19 protein-coding genes, 1 other RNA gene and 1 pseudogene are annotated in these 16,003 nt (G+C 43.4%); 7 read left to right on the forward strand and 14 right to left on the reverse strand.

Features of this window, described 5'->3' with window-relative positions:
* Positions 1-235 precede the first annotated feature (235 nt).
* Together VM640_RS00395 and VM640_RS00400 are read left to right on the forward strand one after the other, a co-directional pair.
* A complete protein-coding gene (locus VM640_RS00395) occupies positions 236-1,045 on the forward strand; it encodes a flagellar motor protein (RefSeq protein WP_325388784.1) in 810 nt (269 codons plus the stop codon).
* 21 nt (positions 1,046-1,066) lie between these two features.
* Positions 1,067-1,951: a flagellar motor protein MotB gene (locus VM640_RS00400; protein ID WP_325388786.1), complete on the forward strand. Its 885-nt coding sequence runs from the start codon at positions 1,067-1,069 to the stop codon at positions 1,949-1,951.
* A 56-nt stretch (positions 1,952-2,007) separates the two neighbouring features.
* On the opposite strand, the gene VM640_RS00405 is transcribed toward VM640_RS00400, so the two are convergent.
* Positions 2,008-3,054, reverse strand: a complete 1,047-nt coding sequence (locus tag VM640_RS00405; protein ID WP_325388788.1) for a M28 family metallopeptidase — start codon at positions 3,052-3,054, stop codon at positions 2,008-2,010.
* A 29-nt stretch (positions 3,055-3,083) separates the two neighbouring features.
* Here VM640_RS00405 and VM640_RS00410 point away from each other — a divergent pair, with 29 nt between their 5' ends.
* From VM640_RS00410 to VM640_RS00420, 3 genes are all read left to right on the forward strand, one after another.
* Positions 3,084-3,521: a YaaR family protein gene (locus tag VM640_RS00410; RefSeq protein WP_325388790.1), complete on the forward strand. Its 438-nt coding sequence runs from the start codon at positions 3,084-3,086 to the stop codon at positions 3,519-3,521.
* A gap of 46 nt (positions 3,522-3,567) precedes the next feature.
* On the forward strand, positions 3,568-4,353 hold the full coding sequence (locus VM640_RS00415; protein WP_325388792.1) for a CheR family methyltransferase: 786 nt from the start codon (positions 3,568-3,570) through the stop codon (positions 4,351-4,353).
* Positions 4,354-4,458: 105 nt separating this feature from the next.
* On the forward strand, positions 4,459-4,725 hold the full coding sequence (locus VM640_RS00420; protein ID WP_325388794.1) for a hypothetical protein: 267 nt from the start codon (positions 4,459-4,461) through the stop codon (positions 4,723-4,725).
* 496 nt (positions 4,726-5,221) lie between these two features.
* On the opposite strand, the gene VM640_RS00425 is transcribed toward VM640_RS00420, so the two are convergent.
* The 4 genes from VM640_RS00425 to VM640_RS00440 form a co-directional block, all read right to left on the reverse strand.
* Positions 5,222-5,410 (reverse strand): Rossmann-fold NAD(P)-binding domain-containing protein, encoded by a 189-nt coding sequence (locus VM640_RS00425; RefSeq protein WP_325388796.1) that lies wholly within the window; start codon positions 5,408-5,410, stop codon positions 5,222-5,224.
* A gap of 231 nt (positions 5,411-5,641) precedes the next feature.
* Positions 5,642-6,025 carry an EamA family transporter gene (locus tag VM640_RS00430; RefSeq protein ID WP_325388817.1) on the reverse strand — a complete coding sequence of 128 codons (384 nt, stop codon included), beginning with the start codon at positions 6,023-6,025 and terminating at the stop codon, positions 5,642-5,644.
* A 98-nt stretch (positions 6,026-6,123) separates the two neighbouring features.
* Positions 6,124-7,206 (reverse strand): metallophosphoesterase family protein, encoded by a 1,083-nt coding sequence (locus VM640_RS00435; protein WP_325388798.1) that lies wholly within the window; start codon positions 7,204-7,206, stop codon positions 6,124-6,126.
* 34 nt (positions 7,207-7,240) lie between these two features.
* Positions 7,241-8,779 carry an FAD-dependent oxidoreductase gene (locus tag VM640_RS00440; protein WP_325388819.1) on the reverse strand — a complete coding sequence of 513 codons (1,539 nt, stop codon included), beginning with the start codon at positions 8,777-8,779 and terminating at the stop codon, positions 7,241-7,243.
* A gap of 145 nt (positions 8,780-8,924) precedes the next feature.
* On the opposite strand from VM640_RS00440, the gene VM640_RS00445 reads away from it, so the two are divergent.
* On the forward strand, positions 8,925-9,257 hold the full coding sequence (locus VM640_RS00445; protein ID WP_325388800.1) for a hypothetical protein: 333 nt from the start codon (positions 8,925-8,927) through the stop codon (positions 9,255-9,257).
* A gap of 145 nt (positions 9,258-9,402) precedes the next feature.
* Here the strand turns inward: VM640_RS00445 and VM640_RS00450 are convergent, their stop codons facing one another.
* Positions 9,403-9,546: a hypothetical protein gene (locus VM640_RS00450; RefSeq protein WP_325388801.1), complete on the reverse strand. Its 144-nt coding sequence runs from the start codon at positions 9,544-9,546 to the stop codon at positions 9,403-9,405.
* 62 nt (positions 9,547-9,608) lie between these two features.
* Between VM640_RS00450 and VM640_RS00455 the strand changes: the two genes are divergently transcribed.
* The gene (locus tag VM640_RS00455) at positions 9,609-10,232 is read left to right on the forward strand and encodes a polysaccharide deacetylase family protein (protein ID WP_325388803.1); all 624 of its coding nucleotides are present in this window, start codon (positions 9,609-9,611) and stop codon (positions 10,230-10,232) included.
* Between the two features lie 69 nt (positions 10,233-10,301).
* On the opposite strand, the gene VM640_RS00460 is transcribed toward VM640_RS00455, so the two are convergent.
* The 8 genes and pseudogenes from VM640_RS00460 to VM640_RS00495 form a co-directional block, all read right to left on the reverse strand.
* A complete protein-coding gene (locus VM640_RS00460; protein WP_325388805.1) occupies positions 10,302-10,481 on the reverse strand; it encodes an SHOCT domain-containing protein in 180 nt (59 codons plus the stop codon).
* A 46-nt stretch (positions 10,482-10,527) separates the two neighbouring features.
* Positions 10,528-10,842, reverse strand: coding sequence for a hypothetical protein (locus VM640_RS00465; protein WP_325388807.1), 315 nt, complete (start codon positions 10,840-10,842; stop codon positions 10,528-10,530).
* Positions 10,843-11,048: 206 nt separating this feature from the next.
* Positions 11,049-11,183: pseudogene (locus VM640_RS00470) on the reverse strand (helix-turn-helix domain-containing protein); the annotation flags it as partial.
* Positions 11,184-11,555: 372 nt separating this feature from the next.
* Positions 11,556-12,560 (reverse strand): type II toxin-antitoxin system antitoxin SocA domain-containing protein, encoded by a 1,005-nt coding sequence (locus tag VM640_RS00475; protein WP_325388809.1) that lies wholly within the window; start codon positions 12,558-12,560, stop codon positions 11,556-11,558.
* A gap of 1,217 nt (positions 12,561-13,777) precedes the next feature.
* An RNA gene (gene rnpB / locus VM640_RS00480) (RNase P RNA component class A) lies at positions 13,778-14,154 on the reverse strand.
* A 193-nt stretch (positions 14,155-14,347) separates the two neighbouring features.
* Positions 14,348-14,500: a hypothetical protein gene (locus VM640_RS00485; protein WP_325388811.1), complete on the reverse strand. Its 153-nt coding sequence runs from the start codon at positions 14,498-14,500 to the stop codon at positions 14,348-14,350.
* A gap of 187 nt (positions 14,501-14,687) precedes the next feature.
* Positions 14,688-15,506 (reverse strand): Nif3-like dinuclear metal center hexameric protein, encoded by an 819-nt coding sequence (locus VM640_RS00490; RefSeq protein WP_325388813.1) that lies wholly within the window; start codon positions 15,504-15,506, stop codon positions 14,688-14,690.
* On the reverse strand, positions 15,485-16,003 hold a 519-nt coding region (locus VM640_RS00495; RefSeq protein ID WP_325388815.1), incomplete at its 5' end, for a tRNA (adenine(22)-N(1))-methyltransferase TrmK. The genes VM640_RS00495 and VM640_RS00490, both read right to left, overlap by 22 nt.

Consider the following 16,003-nt stretch of genomic DNA (forward strand, 5'->3'; position numbering starts at 1 on the left):
CAAATTGGAAAATGACCTCTCCGAACTATTGATTTTACTGGGCTAAAGGGGTTCTGTTTTTGATTAGGGACTACAAAGATTTCTTGAAACCTGAAACCCGCTCCCAGCTTGCATTGGTAATTTATGTCGCCAAACTTGGGTATGAAATAAAAAGGAGGTACGCTCTAGCTTTTCCCATGGTTAAACTTATCTTGTGGTGAACATGACAATCTGGGAATAAGCTCGGGTTAATTGAATGGATTTATCAACAACGCTTGGAATGATTATTGGTATCGGTTTTTTAGTGGCTGGTTTCCTTACTGAGGGCGGAAGTCTGGGGTCCTTATTCCAACTCTCAGCAGCGATGATCGTTTTTGGTGGTACCATCGGTGCTGTTATTACGAGTTTTCCCTTAGCAGAATTAAAGAAAGTTCCCCAGTGGTTCAAGATTGCTTTTACCGATAAATCCTTCGGTATTACCGAAGCTTACGAAACCTTGATTCGATTTGCTGAGAAGGCACGGCGCGAGGGACTTCTCAGCCTTGAACAGGAACTTGAATCCGTTGATGACCGTTTTACGAAACAAGGGATGCAACTCGTCATTGACGGTACCGATCCAGAAATCACCCGTGAGATTTTGGAATCCAACATTACAGTGATGGAAAAACGTCATAAAAGTGGAATTTCCGTTTTTGAAGCCGCCGGTGGTTACGCACCGACGATGGGAATTATCGGAACCGTCATGGGGCTTGTGCAAGTTTTAGGAAACATGTCAGATCCCACCTCTCTTTCAAGCTCCATTGCGTCTGCCTTTCTAGCGACGCTCTATGGTATTGGATCTGCCAACCTCGTTTGGTTGCCAATCGCGACCAAACTAAAACAAAAAAATAAAATAGAAGTCAGCGCCATGGAAATGGTCCTGGATGGAATTCTCTCTATTCAAGCCGGGGAAAACCCCTCTATTCTCAAAGAAAAATTAAAGACCCATATGGGAAATATGTCTCAACCGAAAGACAAGAATGCGAAGGAATCCTTAAACATGGATGCCGAGAGCGCGTCCATTTAACAATTATGCGAAGGTGATTGAATGCCAAGAAAACGACAAGAAGAGCCAGAAAAAGATAACGGTGATCGCTGGCTCCTTACCTATTCAGACTTAATTACACTTCTTATGGTTTTCTTTGTCGTACTCTATTCGATGAGTCAAATTGATGCCAATAAATTTAAGGCAATGGCCGATTCTTTGAATATCTCCTTGGGGGGCGGAGCATCGGCGAAGATGGCTATTAATACAAGTCCCAGCGGTCCGTCTCTAGTTGAGACAGGAACTCTACAATCCGCGGCAACTCAATCCGGAGCGACCCAGAATAAAGACAATAACGCTGCCAATGGGGCAAAACAAGGTCAAGGCAACTCCGATACGGAAAACATGACAATTGAAGGAATTAAGTCGAAGCTCGATAAATTTGCCGCTGATAATGGAATTCAGACTCAACTTGTTTCTTCGATCGAGGAACGAGGCCTAGTCATCAGTATTCAAGAAACGCTGCTCTTTGAGAGCGGCTCAGCCGATATTACACCACGAGCTCGTGATATTTTGAGTAAAGTAACGACGGTCTTAGCCTCAGCGCCGAATTATATCAAAGTCGAGGGCCATACGGATAACTTACCGATTAACACCAGTCATTTCCCGAGTAACTGGGAACTTTCCGTGCTTCGGGCCACTAATGTGCTTCAAATCATGGGGGCGCCTGGAAATATCTCGCCAGATCGACTGTCAGCTACAGGCTATGGGGAATATCGTCCCTTAGCTTCCAATGCTACAGATGCAGGCCGGGCAAGAAATCGGCGGGTAGATTTGGTCATTCTTCGTTCCAAGTATGATACAACAGAACCGGGTAGTCCATCAGTTACTGCTTCGTCCCCTGTTAACTCCACATCCTCTTCTGCCGATCCTGCTCAACATCAGTGAGCACCAAATATTCGCGGCAAAATCTGAGGGCACCCAGGACTCAGTCCCGGATGCCCTCACTTCTGATCAAAGGCTAAGATTTTCACCGCCTGATAAAGAATATCGCTCGCTAGTTGGAGTTGCTCTGGCTTGATCCAGCCAGCTGTATCTTCTGGAGTGTGGTTTTTATTCAGCCAATCTCTGGCCATGAGGGTAACGGCTGGGATCCCGGCTTGAGCAAAACTTACTTGATCACTGTTATGTCCCCCAGTGGGAGTATGTTGGGCACTTGCTCCGACTTGAGCCGCTGCCTTTTTAATCGTTTGATAGGCTAAGTTGTCTTCGCTCTCTGCCCAGAGGGCAAAATCCCCAATCATGCCATTGCCTACGGTGTCTAAATTAATCATCGCCTGAATGTGTTCGAGCGGAAACGTAGGCGACTTGATGAAGGCCTTTGAGCCGACAAAGCCCATTTCTTCTGCGCTCCAGAACGCGAAAACTAAGGTTTTCTGCGATGCTTTCCCTTCGCGAAGAAGCCTCCTCATAACTTCAAGGACACAGCTCACTCCTGAGGCATTATCATTGGCACCGGGATACACCACATTTTGATAGATCCCTAGATGATCATAGTGAGCTGAAATCAGAATCACTTGATCCTGTTCTTTACCTATTAAGCCTCCAAGAAGATTCACACTCGGAGTACGCAAACTTTCAAGGTAATCTGCAGTAAAGGTAAGTCGCCCATTCACGACCTTCTGGCTAACCGGAGGAATTGTGAAAACATGAGTAAAGCTACCACCCTGATCCCCCATGGGTTTTAAACCGAGTGTGCTCATCTGCTTGGCTAAATAGCTTGATGCCTTGTTCTCCCCTACGGAACCGGCCTGGCGTCCTTGCATCTCTGGTGCCGTAAGAGCAACAATATCCTCCATGGCGGTACGATTTAAACTCTCTTCGCTGACAACTCCCTTTGGAAGCTCAGGTAAAGGAGTTATCAACGCAACTGGCGGACGCTTAATCAGGCTGTGGATAGCGCCCGTGACCTTCTCCGGCCAGATCGTCCACGGCAAATAAAATGCAGACAAACCCAAGAGCATTTTTAAAAAATTACGTCGTGAATTCATAACATTATCCTTTCAAAGGAGGAATTGAGATGCCTTTACGAATCGCTGGAACTCAACAACCCGAAAGTTTAACCCGTTCCTCGTCCCCTGCCCCACGCGGGGAGCTGGATTTTACCCAAACCTTGGGCCAAGCCCAACACCTGCAGCAAAAAGAACTTCAGGACTTTCTCAAACAATTCGATCTCCAAGGGAAAGCCCTCGCGCAGAGCTTTTCCTTAGGAGATTTGGCTGATTTCAAAACCATGGTTCGCTCCTTTTTGCGCTCGACCTTTGGTCAAAGCCGCCGACTCACCGAAGAAACCTTCTGGGATTTTCGGGGAAGACCCAAAGTTCTCGCCCGAATTCAGCAGATCGATCAGTCCTTGGAAGATCTCGGCAAGCAGCTTATCGAGACCCAAAGCAAGCCCCTTGATCTGCTGAAAAAGATGGATGAGATACGAGGGCTGATCATCGACCTTTTAGGCTAACCCTTATGGATTTGTGAATAAACTTTACATAAAGAGGTGCTCAAACATGCTGAACTCTAAGAATACCTACGAATGGTTTATTAAAGCCTTTCATCCAAAAAGTGGACTTGATTTGAATTTTTATAAACAGAACCAAATGCAACGGCGCATCTTCAGCTTTATGACTTCCCACAAATATGAAACCTTCCCCGACTTCATGAAAGCTCTCAACGAGGATTCTGTCCTTTACGACAGCTTTTTTAAACATTTGACCATCAATGTTTCACAATTCTTTCGGGATACTAACCAATGGGTAACCTTACGGGAAATAATCTTGCCGAAGCTCCTCCAGGGGAAAACGAATCTGAAACTCTGGAGCGCTGGGTGTTCGAGCGGCCAGGAGCCTTATTCTTTAGCTATAACTTTGCTGGAGTATTTCCCCCAGACTCACTTCAGTGTGCTCGCGACCGATATTGATGTGAATGTCTTGGCGCAGGCCAAAGCTGGGATTTATAAGCAAAACGATTTTGCCTCCACTCCACCCGAACTCCTGCAAAAGTATTTTACCTTAACTGACGGAGGGTATCAAATTAAAGATAGTGTTAAACGACAAGTTTCCTTTCAACGACAGAACTTACTGACGGATCGTTTTGCCAGCGATTTTGATTTTTTAGCTTGCCGAAATGTCGTTATCTATTTTACTGAAGAAGCGAAAGAAATGCTTTATCAGAAGTTTAGCCAATCCTTAAAGAGGGGAGGCATCCTCTTTACTGGAAGTACTGAGCACCTTTTTGGGATGAATAATTTAGGGCTGAAGCCGATGTCCTCTTTTTTCTATCAAAAACAGGAGTAACGACATTTTTTCCCCCTTCCCGCAAACAATTTTGTACACTACAATTAAGCTAAAGTTCATAGGATATGTCATAGGCAAAACGACGCAGAGAAAGGTGGGATTCTCTTGTTTTTCCACGAACGTCTAATTGTAGGTTACGTCCATAACCCTGAAAATGACTGTTTTGTGTTTCAGCTCTCGGGGGGAGAGGAGTTCCCTGTTTCCCAAGAGGAATTTGTGATTCACTGGCAAGAATACCGCGAATTTGAAGAGGAAAGAGCTTCTCAACACACTGAACGCTATCGTCCTTTGCCCGTTACCCTAGTCGTGCGTCGTAGTGTGCAGCTCTTCCCTGGAGACCCTAGTTTAAGGCGCAAACGCAAGTCAGCGTAGTTGAAAACTGACTCGAGCGTGAGCGCCTTTTTATTACTTAAATTTAATAAAGAAAACCCAGCTTTCGCCGAGCATAGCGAGAACGAAAGCCGTTGGTTGCACTTATGCTATCTGCCCTAAACTTATACTTTCTTACGAAAATGGACTACATTTTCATACCTCCCTGTGAATCGGCAGGTTCATGGAAGTTTCTGTTAGTATAAAGAAAACCCAGCTTTCGCCGAGCTTTGCGATAAAGAAGACTTGGCCAGCGCCAAAGCGATGGCCTTAGTCGCCTTATCCTGCCGGACTTAACTACTTGCATCGTAGGAAAGCGAAAGCCGTTGGTTGCACTTAGAGTTTATCTGCCAAAAATTTATACTTTCTGTTAGTAAAGTAAAGGCCCCTGGCATGGATTTCGCCGATCCACCAGGGGCACTTTCATTCTAAGATCAATATTTCAATTTGCTATCAGCATCTCATAAAACTCACTTCTCTATTTATGTTGGATAACCCTTCACGCCAACTCTGAGGCCTTTTGATACTCCGCCACAAATTCTTCGACAGGATATGTCATACCTTTTCCTTTGTACTCCAGAGAAACTTGCTGAGCTGAAGGGTTGTACCCAATAAACTTCATCCCAAGCTGTTTCGCCATTTTCGCCAGTTCAATTCGCGCGCCTCTTCCTAGATCCTGAAAATTCATGTTTCGCACACGCCCCTTTTACCGTTATTCTGTCGCAGGTAATTTTAAGGGTTACTGGAAGTACATATTCAATTATCCGAGTTGAATTTTGTTTTCTTAAAAGTCTTCTTCGGGTAGACAAACCCTGGTTGAGCGAATCTTCAATCGCACTCTAACCTTATTTCAATAATATCTTATTCCGCACATAGATGCAACTTCTATCGTCTTACACCAATTAAAAATCTATCAATCCTAGAAATTCCTATTCTGCCCGAAAAGTCCAAGGATAGAGATCCCAATGAGAATTAGACAGCTTCCTAAAAGCTTAGGAAAATTCACCCCTTCATGTAAGAAAAACGCACCATAAAAAATAGCAAGAACATAACCCAAGGCGACCATAGGATAAGCATAACTAAGTTCCCACTTCGAGATCACAACCAGCCATAATATCGAACTAATCCCAAAGCAAAAAAAGCCTGCGAAGATTGCGGGCGTAAAGATAATACCTAAAAGCTGTCGCCAGATATTTTGAACGGTGACCCGACCATATTGAACCATTCCGACGCGAAAAAGGAACTGTCCAGTAGCCCCCAGAAAAATGGAGAAAAGCGCGATCCCCAAGGAACGAAAATCCATAACCAAACTGTGCACTTCCTTAAAATCAAATGAAAAATAAGGTGTAAATCTTCGTAAAAAAATATTTTCCCCAGTGATTCTATAAAATATACCCAACATTATTTTCCGTAATCAAGAGCAATGTCGGATTGAGGAATGAATTTATGTTGCTCAAAATCTCGTCCTTGCACGGTTACCTTGCTGCCGCCAGCCTTAACTATGAGCCCTTCACTGGCTTCCGGAGTAGCCTGACGCACGCGGGTAACTGAAGAGTCTCCAAAGAGGGTAAACGTCTCATGGACGACTGTTCCGGGTGCCCCTATCTTCAAGTGCAGATGACCCGAAAAGAGGATAACTTGAGGATAAGATTCCAGTATATTCACCAATTTCTCGTGCTGCATGACATATTGCGATTTGATAGGAGAATCACTATTGGCCGTAAACACAGGTTGATGGAGAAAAACGAAGATGGGCTTTTTCGGATCAGCGTTCTCCGCCAGCTTTTGTTCTAGCCAAGCAAGCTGTTCTTCAGAAAGATACACCCCATCTCCAATATTTGGGTCAGACATGGCCGACTTCTCAGAGCCAAGAAAAATAAAATGATAGCCTTTAATCATGCTGTCGGCATAGACTTTATCTCGCCCTGAAAAGTTTAAGAAACGTTGAACGGCCTGTTCATCCGTATCTCCGTTTGGAAAGGTATCCTTATTCCAAGCGTCTGAATTCGGTTCATGATACGCTTTATAAAATTCATGGTTGCCAATCGTGAAGAGGATTGGCGTAGTCTGAGTAGTACCTGAGCGGACATTCTGAATCAGTTGGTTTAACGACCTATAGTCTGCCGGCAAACCATCTCCAAGATCCCCATTAACCACGATTAAATCGAGGGGGGATTGTTGAGGGTCCAGTAAATCGCTAAGCGCATTCTGAACCTTAGACTGAGCTATTTTGTCAGTAGACCGAACATGGAGATCACTGATGACAGCGAAGCGCAATTCCGTGCTGGGCTCTGTGTTACGACTGATCACGGGAAGTACAGGCTCTGGCTGAGACTGGGGATTTTTCTGCGCCACATCATGTTTTATTCCAGAAAATGGAGTCCCTAGGAAACCTGAATTGGCGACGACGAGGATCAGAAGAATGACTAGGCTTATAGCCAAAACTACGGAGATTTTAGGGTAAAAAGCATTCCTTCTTTTCATAATTCACCTTCCGACCCAATTAACAAAAGTCAATTTAAAGAACCTTTAGTGGTTTTACAGTGGGGCCCTCAAGAATTTCTCCATCCACTGTATACCTTGAGCCATGGCAGGGGCAATCCCAAGAATGTTCCGCATTATTCCAGTGCAGTTCACAGCCTAAATGAGCGCAGGTAGTATCGACAGTATGCAGCCTTCCCTGTTCATCTTTGAAAACGCCAACCCGCTGGCCCTCTTTTTTCTCCACCTTCCCCTCACTGGTCTCAACCTCGACCTTCTCCGGAACAGATTTAAGTTTACCTGATATTAAATTCGCGGCTACATCGGCGTTTTGGACAAGAAATTGAGTTGCTGAAGAAACCGTGGTCATCCGGGAAGGATCATAGACTTCTTCCCAAGGAGATTCGCCTTTGACAATTAAGTCGCGGAGAAGCAACCCAGAAACCGTGCTGTTCGTCATCCCCCATTTCCGAAATCCTGTCGCCACATAGAGGTTGGGACTTCGCGCAGACATTCTCCCGATATAGGGTATATCATCTAGGCTCGTACAGTCCTGGGCCGACCAGCGGTAAGGGAAATCTTCGACGGTAAAAAGCTGCTCCGCAAAATCCATCAGATCCTCATAGTGTTTTCTAAGGTTCTCTCCCTGCCCCGTCTTATGCTTCTCCCCCACAATCAAAATCCGTTCACCCTCCGTAGTCGGCAGGGAGCGAAGAGAACGAGCAGGCTCCTCAGCATTGATATAGATTCCGCCCGGAAATTTTTCTTGGGCTTTGGCCACCACTGCGTAGGCTCTTTCCGTGTATATCCTAGTAAAATAGAGCCCTGGAAAGAAGTTGAAGGGGTAATGCGCTGCCATAATAACATGGGTCGCTGTCACTTTATTGCCCGCGGCGGTTGTTACCGTATAGGGGCCCTCCCCTTCCCCCCCGAGATCCACCACTCGGGTCTGTTCAAAAAGGGATCCGCCTTTGTCCACAATTTTTTGGGCTAATGCGAGTAAATATTTACGCGAATGAAACTGGGCTTGCTGGTCAAAGCGTACCGCTCCCCGGATTTGTATAGGGAGTTCCAACTTCTTCTCAAAACTGGCCTTAATTCCTAATTCTGATGCAGCCTTAACTTCATCTTCGATTTTTTGAACATAGTCGTCAGACTCCGTATAGATATAGGCTGGCTGCCAACTGAAATCACAATCAATTTGCTGCTCTTCGACTAGCTTCGCCACAAAGCGGAGGGCAGATTCGTTGGCCTCAGCATATTGCTTTATTTTCTCCTGACCCAACTTCTTTTGAAGCTGAGCATAAATCAACCCATGTTGGGAGGTGAGTTTCGCTGTCGTATGGGCACTCGTACCAAGAAGAATCTGATCAGCCTCTAAAACGGCCACCTTCAGCCCTTCCTGACTGAGGAGATAGGCTGAGGTAATCCCCACCATTCCTCCCCCCACAATCGCGACATCGACTTTTAGATCCTCTTGCAGTGCGGGATAATTCGTCCCCGGTGTTGAAGCAATCCAGTAAGAAATCGGGGGATTTATAAACCGTTTATCTGCAGTACTCTGTTTATCGCCCATTGCACTTAACAACCCCTTATCAAAAAGACTTTCGATTAGCTTTCCCATTTTTTTCTGATCTATAGCAAGTAAGAAAAGAATAAGTCAGCCTATTTGGGTTTGTGGTAAAATGAGTCAAACGTAAGTTTTGTGTGGAGGTGTTACAATGCATCCCTATCGGAAACTTTATTTTATCTGGTTTTTCGATGATGAGGAGGGATATGGAATTGAGGTTTTGGGAGAAAGACAGAAAACAAACACTTCGCCAGCAACCGAAGAGTGTTCGAAATTTTATACCGTTGTGAATTGGACTTTTGGACTCGGAACCAAGGCCAGGGATTTACGAAGAACTTGGGGAGATTTCACCGCAAATTTGGTCGCCGAAAATCAAGGGATTATGCCGCCCGAAATCGAAGAAATCGTTTTGCATTTTAATGTTCAAGAACAAGTTCTTGAGGGAGACTTAGATAAAATCCAGAAACGGTTAAAGATGTTATAATTTTAATTCTTAAAGATAAGTTCGTTGAATATTCGTTCAAGAATTTAAGCACCCTAGGTTTTGAGAATCTTCATTAAAGGGGAAATAAACGATATGAAGCGAACCCGTAACCCAGTTATTCTCTCTTGTATTCTATTCCTAGGTCTTACGCTTGGGGTGGTAATCGGCTGTGCTCAAACTCGAAATCCTGGGGCTCAGTCTGTCCCACCTTTAACCCAAGCTTCGTCTCCTGCCGGGAACCATGAATCTGCAAATAAGTCCCCTGAGAATCCAACTCCACCAGTGCCATCAACACAACCCCATCAAAAAACAGAAACTTTCCCCGTAATCTATTATCACTCCATCAAGATATTGCCAAAAAATGAACTGGGTATGCCACCTGAAGAGTTTGAAAAACAAATCGCTTATTTAGCGAAGCAAGGCTATCATAGCATTACTACTTCGCAGCTCTATAATTATTACACGAACAAGGGCTCACTTCCAACGCACCCGATTCTGATTACGTTTGACGATGGGTATATGGACAATTACACAACCGCTTTACCGATCCTCCAAAAGTACGGTTTCAGTGCTACGCTTTTTTTGATCGTGGGCAAGGTCGGGGATCAAGATTGTCTGACCTGGAAAGAAGTTAAGGAGCTTGACAAAGCGGGTTGGGATATCCAAAGTCATACCTTGACTCATCCTGATCTAACTATCCTTAGCCCTAAAACTCTTCAACATGAGCTCGCGGATTCAAAGGCGACCTTAGAAAAAGAACTCGGCACACCGATTCATTTTTTTGCTTACCCAAGCGGTAAACATAATGATACCGTTCTTAAGGCAGTCAAGGATGCAGGATCTCTTATGGCCTTCAGTACCCTAAAAGGCTGGACTAGCGAAACCATGAATCCCTTACTTGTCCATCGAGTCTATTGTTATGCCTCCATGGGCATCACCGAATTTAGCCGAAGGGTATCAAATCCTAATTACTAAAAAGGATGCCCCTTGTTGAAAACTTTTCTTTCAACCTGGAGCATCCTCTCTTTTTAGCAGCGATAATTATTATTCAGCAAGAATGTTCTTCTTCTTAAGAAATTCCTCTTCCGAGACTTCTCCTCGCGCATAACGTTCTTTCAAAATGTCTAGCGCCTTATCATTTCTTCGGTGACACTTATGGGTAAAGTCTGTTTTATAGTCCCAGACTAAGTACAACCCAATGAGGAAAATGAGGATTCCCATCATCTTCACACCTCTCTTTCACTTAAAGATTACACGCATCAATGTATGGTTAATTCGGAGCTTGATTTTGAGTTGCCGGTGGATTTGGTGTTTGAGTCTCATTTTGGTTGTTTTGATTTTGATTCCGGTTTCGGAAATTTGGACTTTGATTGAAGCCCTTTTGCCGCGGGTTTTGAAAACCATAATTGCCATTTATTCCATGCCGGTTGACAATACTACTCCCCGCATGAAATGCGCCCAATCCGCCGCGTTCAACGTAGCGGAAGGCAACCGAACCAACAGAAACACCTAACCCTAAAACCATCAATAAGATTCCGCCCACCAATTGTCTTTTCTTCTTTTTCGTAAAAATTCCTCCTCTCATTGAGATTCGCCTTAATTATAGCGCGTGTATAAATCAAGGGTATGAACTATCTGTGAAATACTTATTAAGATTTTATCGAGATTTTCTCAAAACAAAAGACACCTCATTGAGTAAATTCCCAAAAGGTGTCTATACTGCCTTTATCTCGATATTTCGATATTTCCATATTTCCATATTTCCATATTTCCATATTCTATTCTACTCATTCATTTTGTTTTACAATGAATCTTTCGATAAAGCATAGTTCGATGAATTCCAAGTCGACGGGCTGCTTCACCCACTTTGCCATTACATTCATTTAATATTTGGTTTATATACTCCACTTCCACTTCTTTTAAAATAACGTTTTGAATTTAGAAGAATTATGATTAACCCCGGCCATACCCACTCCTATTCTGGTACAACCGCTCTTGAAAATGCCCATACGCATTCTTATGGTGGGCGTACCTCTTTGGCGGATCTTGCACATCTATTCAATAAAGCTTATGGGTAAAGGTTACCCTACCTAGAGCTCTTTCATTGATTTATCGGACAGAATTTGTCATTCCAAAAATAGGAAAAGACAACCTCGGAGGGTTGCCTTTTCCACATGTAAAATGGATATTTGATAGCAGTCATTTCGTTAGTTGTGGGGCAAGAGAAAAGCCCCAGCGGTTATCCTCTGCTGGAGCTTTTGCATTCTGCTATTTCTATATTACCATCGTACAGCTGTACTACAGTTTCATTGACCTACTAAACATGACCTGAGCATAATTCTCAATGTCATTAGGCGTAAGCATATTGTATTTTTGCTTTACAGCGGTAAAATACTCACCGATAGTCTCTTTACTAATTATGCAGTTAGAATGTGCGTCGGCAGGTAGGTTACCACGCGTTTTAATCCATGGTAGTTCAGAGTGCGTAAACTGCTCTAATATTTTTCCACTGTAACAGCAGAAGTTCTGAATAACACTGTCAATAACAGCTTTCTCCGCATCTGTAAACACAGAAACGTCAAACTCATTGTTACTTTCAATGGGGTCAAAGCGGTAACCAGAATAATGGTTGTAAATTTCTCGATAAACTGGGCCGTGCACCCAAGCTTCACAATCCTCAGTAAACATGAAGCTGTCCATAAAAGCATAGTAGACACCCTGAATATAATATAGCACTTTCTGCAATGCCAACGGCGTAATGTCTTCGCACTGAAACAGCAGGTAGTCGATTACATCATCTACTTTGGAATCAACAGTTATTTGCCCACCAAGCAATTCTACTGTAGCGCGTTTGCTCTTTTCATATGCAGTTTGAGATTTCAAATTCCCTTTATTTTCTTCCAGCATCGACAGGTAAAAAGCCGGTTCATCATAAATTCTCTGTAGTACATCGGAATATTGCTTTGTCGGCATATCGCCGTCGTAATAACGGGTAAAAGTCATTTCTCCCCAACCTAAAAGTAAGGAGAGCGGACGTTTTCCAATGGTATACTTTTGTGGAATCTCCAGGATTTTTTCAAGCGAGATGATACCGTTTTTTTGGCGGTAAGCATCGTATAACGCTTTCAGATTTTCATCCTCAATTTTGGCTACATATACTTCAGTACCGCATTCGGCACATATAGCTTTCTTTCCAATATACCTATATTCTTCACCTTTTAATGTTCCTTTTATAGAAACACTTTCCACAGCATAGGTGACATCTTTTCTGCATTCTTCGCAGAATGTCATTTTCTCATTCATAAATCGTCCTCCTTTCATTTTCGACCATTACCGAAAAAGGTAATTAATCGGCTTGTTACGCTTATGGAATGATATGACCACGACACGCTTTCCTACATTGAGATCGATAACATTAAATTTGGTATAAATATCTACCAACTCCTCATCACCCTCAAAGTTGAATAGCACGACCTGCGGACAAAAGACATATAAGATCTCATGTTCAAATCCCAATTTCGTGTTCTGCAGTGTATGACAGAAATCCTCCGACTGAATTTTTAAAAGAATCTCTTTCTGCTTTTTTTAGTAAGATTATATCCGTTTATAAAATCAATGTTTTCCTGTCTATTTTCATTTTTTGAAATAACAAATCGACTCTCTCTAACACAATCCTGTATTGTCTGCAAAACAGCGACAATCTGTTCTTCAGTATAGTTCTGATTGTAATGCGGATTCATTGCACCACCTCTTTATAGTACAATGATACTTTATTATATGCCAATTGTCAAAACAATATGCATCAATCGATTCACTTTCTTGATTAAAAGAGTGCTCTTTGCAACAACTAAGAATTAATTGAATATTACGGAGCAAATTGAGCCACTATTCCGGACTGTGAGAGCCATGTCTCCGGGTCTTGAGAGCCACCCTTCCAGATAGAGAGCCACTCTGGGGTAGACTTGACATGGGACCCTACAGCGGATGCTTCAATGGGTCGAGGGCTGTGGCTCCTATGATGTATTCCTCTTGGGTAAGCCCCATCCCTTAATATAGGGTAGCATCCGCTGTCCCCATATCAAGTCTTGATTTTAGGTCAAAAAAAGATGTGTGGATCAAGACACCGGAGGAGTGGCTTCATTTTTCCGGAGAGGTGGCTTAATGACCTCCGGAATAGCGGCTCTCGTGGACCGTAATATTCAATTAATCGAGAATTATCGATAAAAGATTCAAATTATAATGTACCCAGGGTGTTGGACACGGAACTGGAGGATCAAGATATCATGTACGAGAAAATTTGGGATTCAGATTACCAAGGTCTAATAACCTATCGTCAATACGCTCTAAAAGCGAATTAGCTCTTTAGGAAGCAACGAACGTTGCTTCTTTTTTATGCCCAAAAATAATAGACAACCGCTCGAAAATAAATCTCCAAACAGTTGTCTATTATATAGTCAGACTTGGACGGAATCGGTTTGCATATTTATGCATTCATATTCAGTCCCATAACTCATAAAGAGAAGCGAAGTTCAACCTGTAAGCCGGGTTTTGTACCTTCCTTGCGGAAGGTGATGATCATCTATCTTGGGCCGCTGTTACCAACAACCTCATGCGACCTTACCCGGGGACGAAACGGGCCGTTCCATATTCCCCCTATTCGGTCTTGCTCCAAGTGGGGTTTGCAGGGCCAACCTGTCACCAGGTTGCCGGTGAGCTCTTACCTCGCCTTTCCACCCTTACCGGAGTATTCTTACGAACACTCAGGCGGTATATCTCTGTTGCACTTTCCTTAGGGTCTCCCCCACTGGACGTTATCCAGCACCTTGCCCTATGGAGCCCGGACTTTCCTCAGAGGCGGCCTTTCGGCCCTTACCTCCGCGACCATCCAGTTGACTTCGCTTATCTATCTTACTTGATATTTAGATTTTGGTCAAACTATTCTTAATGGGCAGCTTACCAAACAAATCCTGAACTGAGATAATCCACAAGAATATTAACAATTTAGGACCATTTATTCACAGTTTTCATAGTTTATCCACAGAATGGAATGATGTTATCCACAAAACGTGGATAACATCATTCCATTCATATCAATCGTTTCTTTTTTCGTTTCGACGAATTTCTTCCATCTCGTCGTCGATATCTATCAACGCAGTCAGGAGCTTTGCCCTGTTTTCATTTGGGCCTGATAATTGCTTCATAAGCTTCTCACGGCCGACGCGTAAAACTTCAGAGCGACTCATTTAATTTTCCCCCTTTGAGTAGAAATTGTTAATTATACGTTCATTATATAGGTAATTTACCCAAAACCTTGTGATTCAAATCACACTACCCTTTAAATCAAAAATGTTTCAGAATTCTCCCACGACATCATCTTACACTATTCGACTTTTATTGTCAATTTATCTCATTTACTGTTTAATATTTCCATCATTCCCACGGTGATTGCATAGTTGAGCTCACTAAAATCTCGAGATGGGCTAAATTTTTCTGTCCCCGTAAATAATCGGCCAACGTCATAATCATGGGGGCTTCACTGGCAAAATGTCCGATATCTAACACAGCCATACCCGCTTCTCGCGCGTCTAGAGCGCCATGATGATCAACATCTCCTGTAACAAGAAGATCTGCTCCCTTAAAAAGGGCTTTGGTGATAAAACTGCCTCCGCTCCCATTGAGGATTGCAATTTTACGAATCTCTAGTTGAGTTTTTCTAGCTATTCGATACAGGTTCGAGGGGATGTCTACATGAACAGAGGCCTGTGTATGGAAAAACATTTTAAGCTTATCGACGATAGATTCTAGGGGCTCCGGGACTGGCAAATAGCCGACGACTCCATATCCTCGGTCTTCTGAAGCATGAGGTGCCAGAAATTCCATATTATCTAAACCAAGGGCTCTCCCAATCGTCCAACTGGAGGAGTACATCGATTGATCTAAATTTGTATGAGCTGCGTAATACGCAATTCCTTCTTTTAAGAGTTGAATCGGGATTTGAGCCGCTTGATTATCGGAACGTAGATTTTTAAGGGGTCTGAATATAATTGGATGATGTGCAAGAATAAGTTGGGCCTTCCGTTCCTTGGCTTCTTCTAAGACCTCTTGAGTGGCATCGAGGGTGAGCAGAATTCGCTCAACTTGAGTCGATGCATCTCCGACTAGGAGACCCACATTGTCCCATTCTTCCGCCCATGATTTGGGAGCAATCTTTTCAACTGTTTGTCCAATTAGACCGATGGAAACAGACATTTCGTCATCTCCTTCAATAATGAGCAGGTTATTTCCTGCTGGTGAATTTTCAAGCGTATTTCTTCCTTTTGGGACTTTCTTATTTCTTTAATCGCCCGTTGAAGAGGCTCATTTTGTTCTTGGATTAAGCATTCTAATTCAGAAACCGGTTGTTCTAAGATAAGTGGACCGAACTCCCAGAATACCCTCTCGAAGGCCTGATGTATCTCTATAAATTCTTTAGAATTTATTTTTAAACGTTGGAGCCATTTTTCTTTAAGCTCCTCAAGTGCTTGAAACGATTTTCCTCGTTGACGAGAATAAACCATAACGCTATAAATTCGGCCTTCCTCAGTGATTAGTCGTTCGTCCTGAAAAAGCCACCCTGAGTTCAGCAACGTTTTCCTAACCTTGCCTTCCGCTCCTTGTGGCTGCAAGATCAAGCTATTGACTTGAGACATTACTGATGGCCTCGCCTTAAAAATCTCGAGCATGGTATTCCCACCCATACCCGCTAA

The sequence above is a fragment of the Desulfitobacterium sp. genome (assembly GCF_035539115.1).
Classification (GTDB): domain Bacteria; phylum Bacillota; class Desulfitobacteriia; order Desulfitobacteriales; family Desulfitobacteriaceae; genus Desulfitobacterium_A.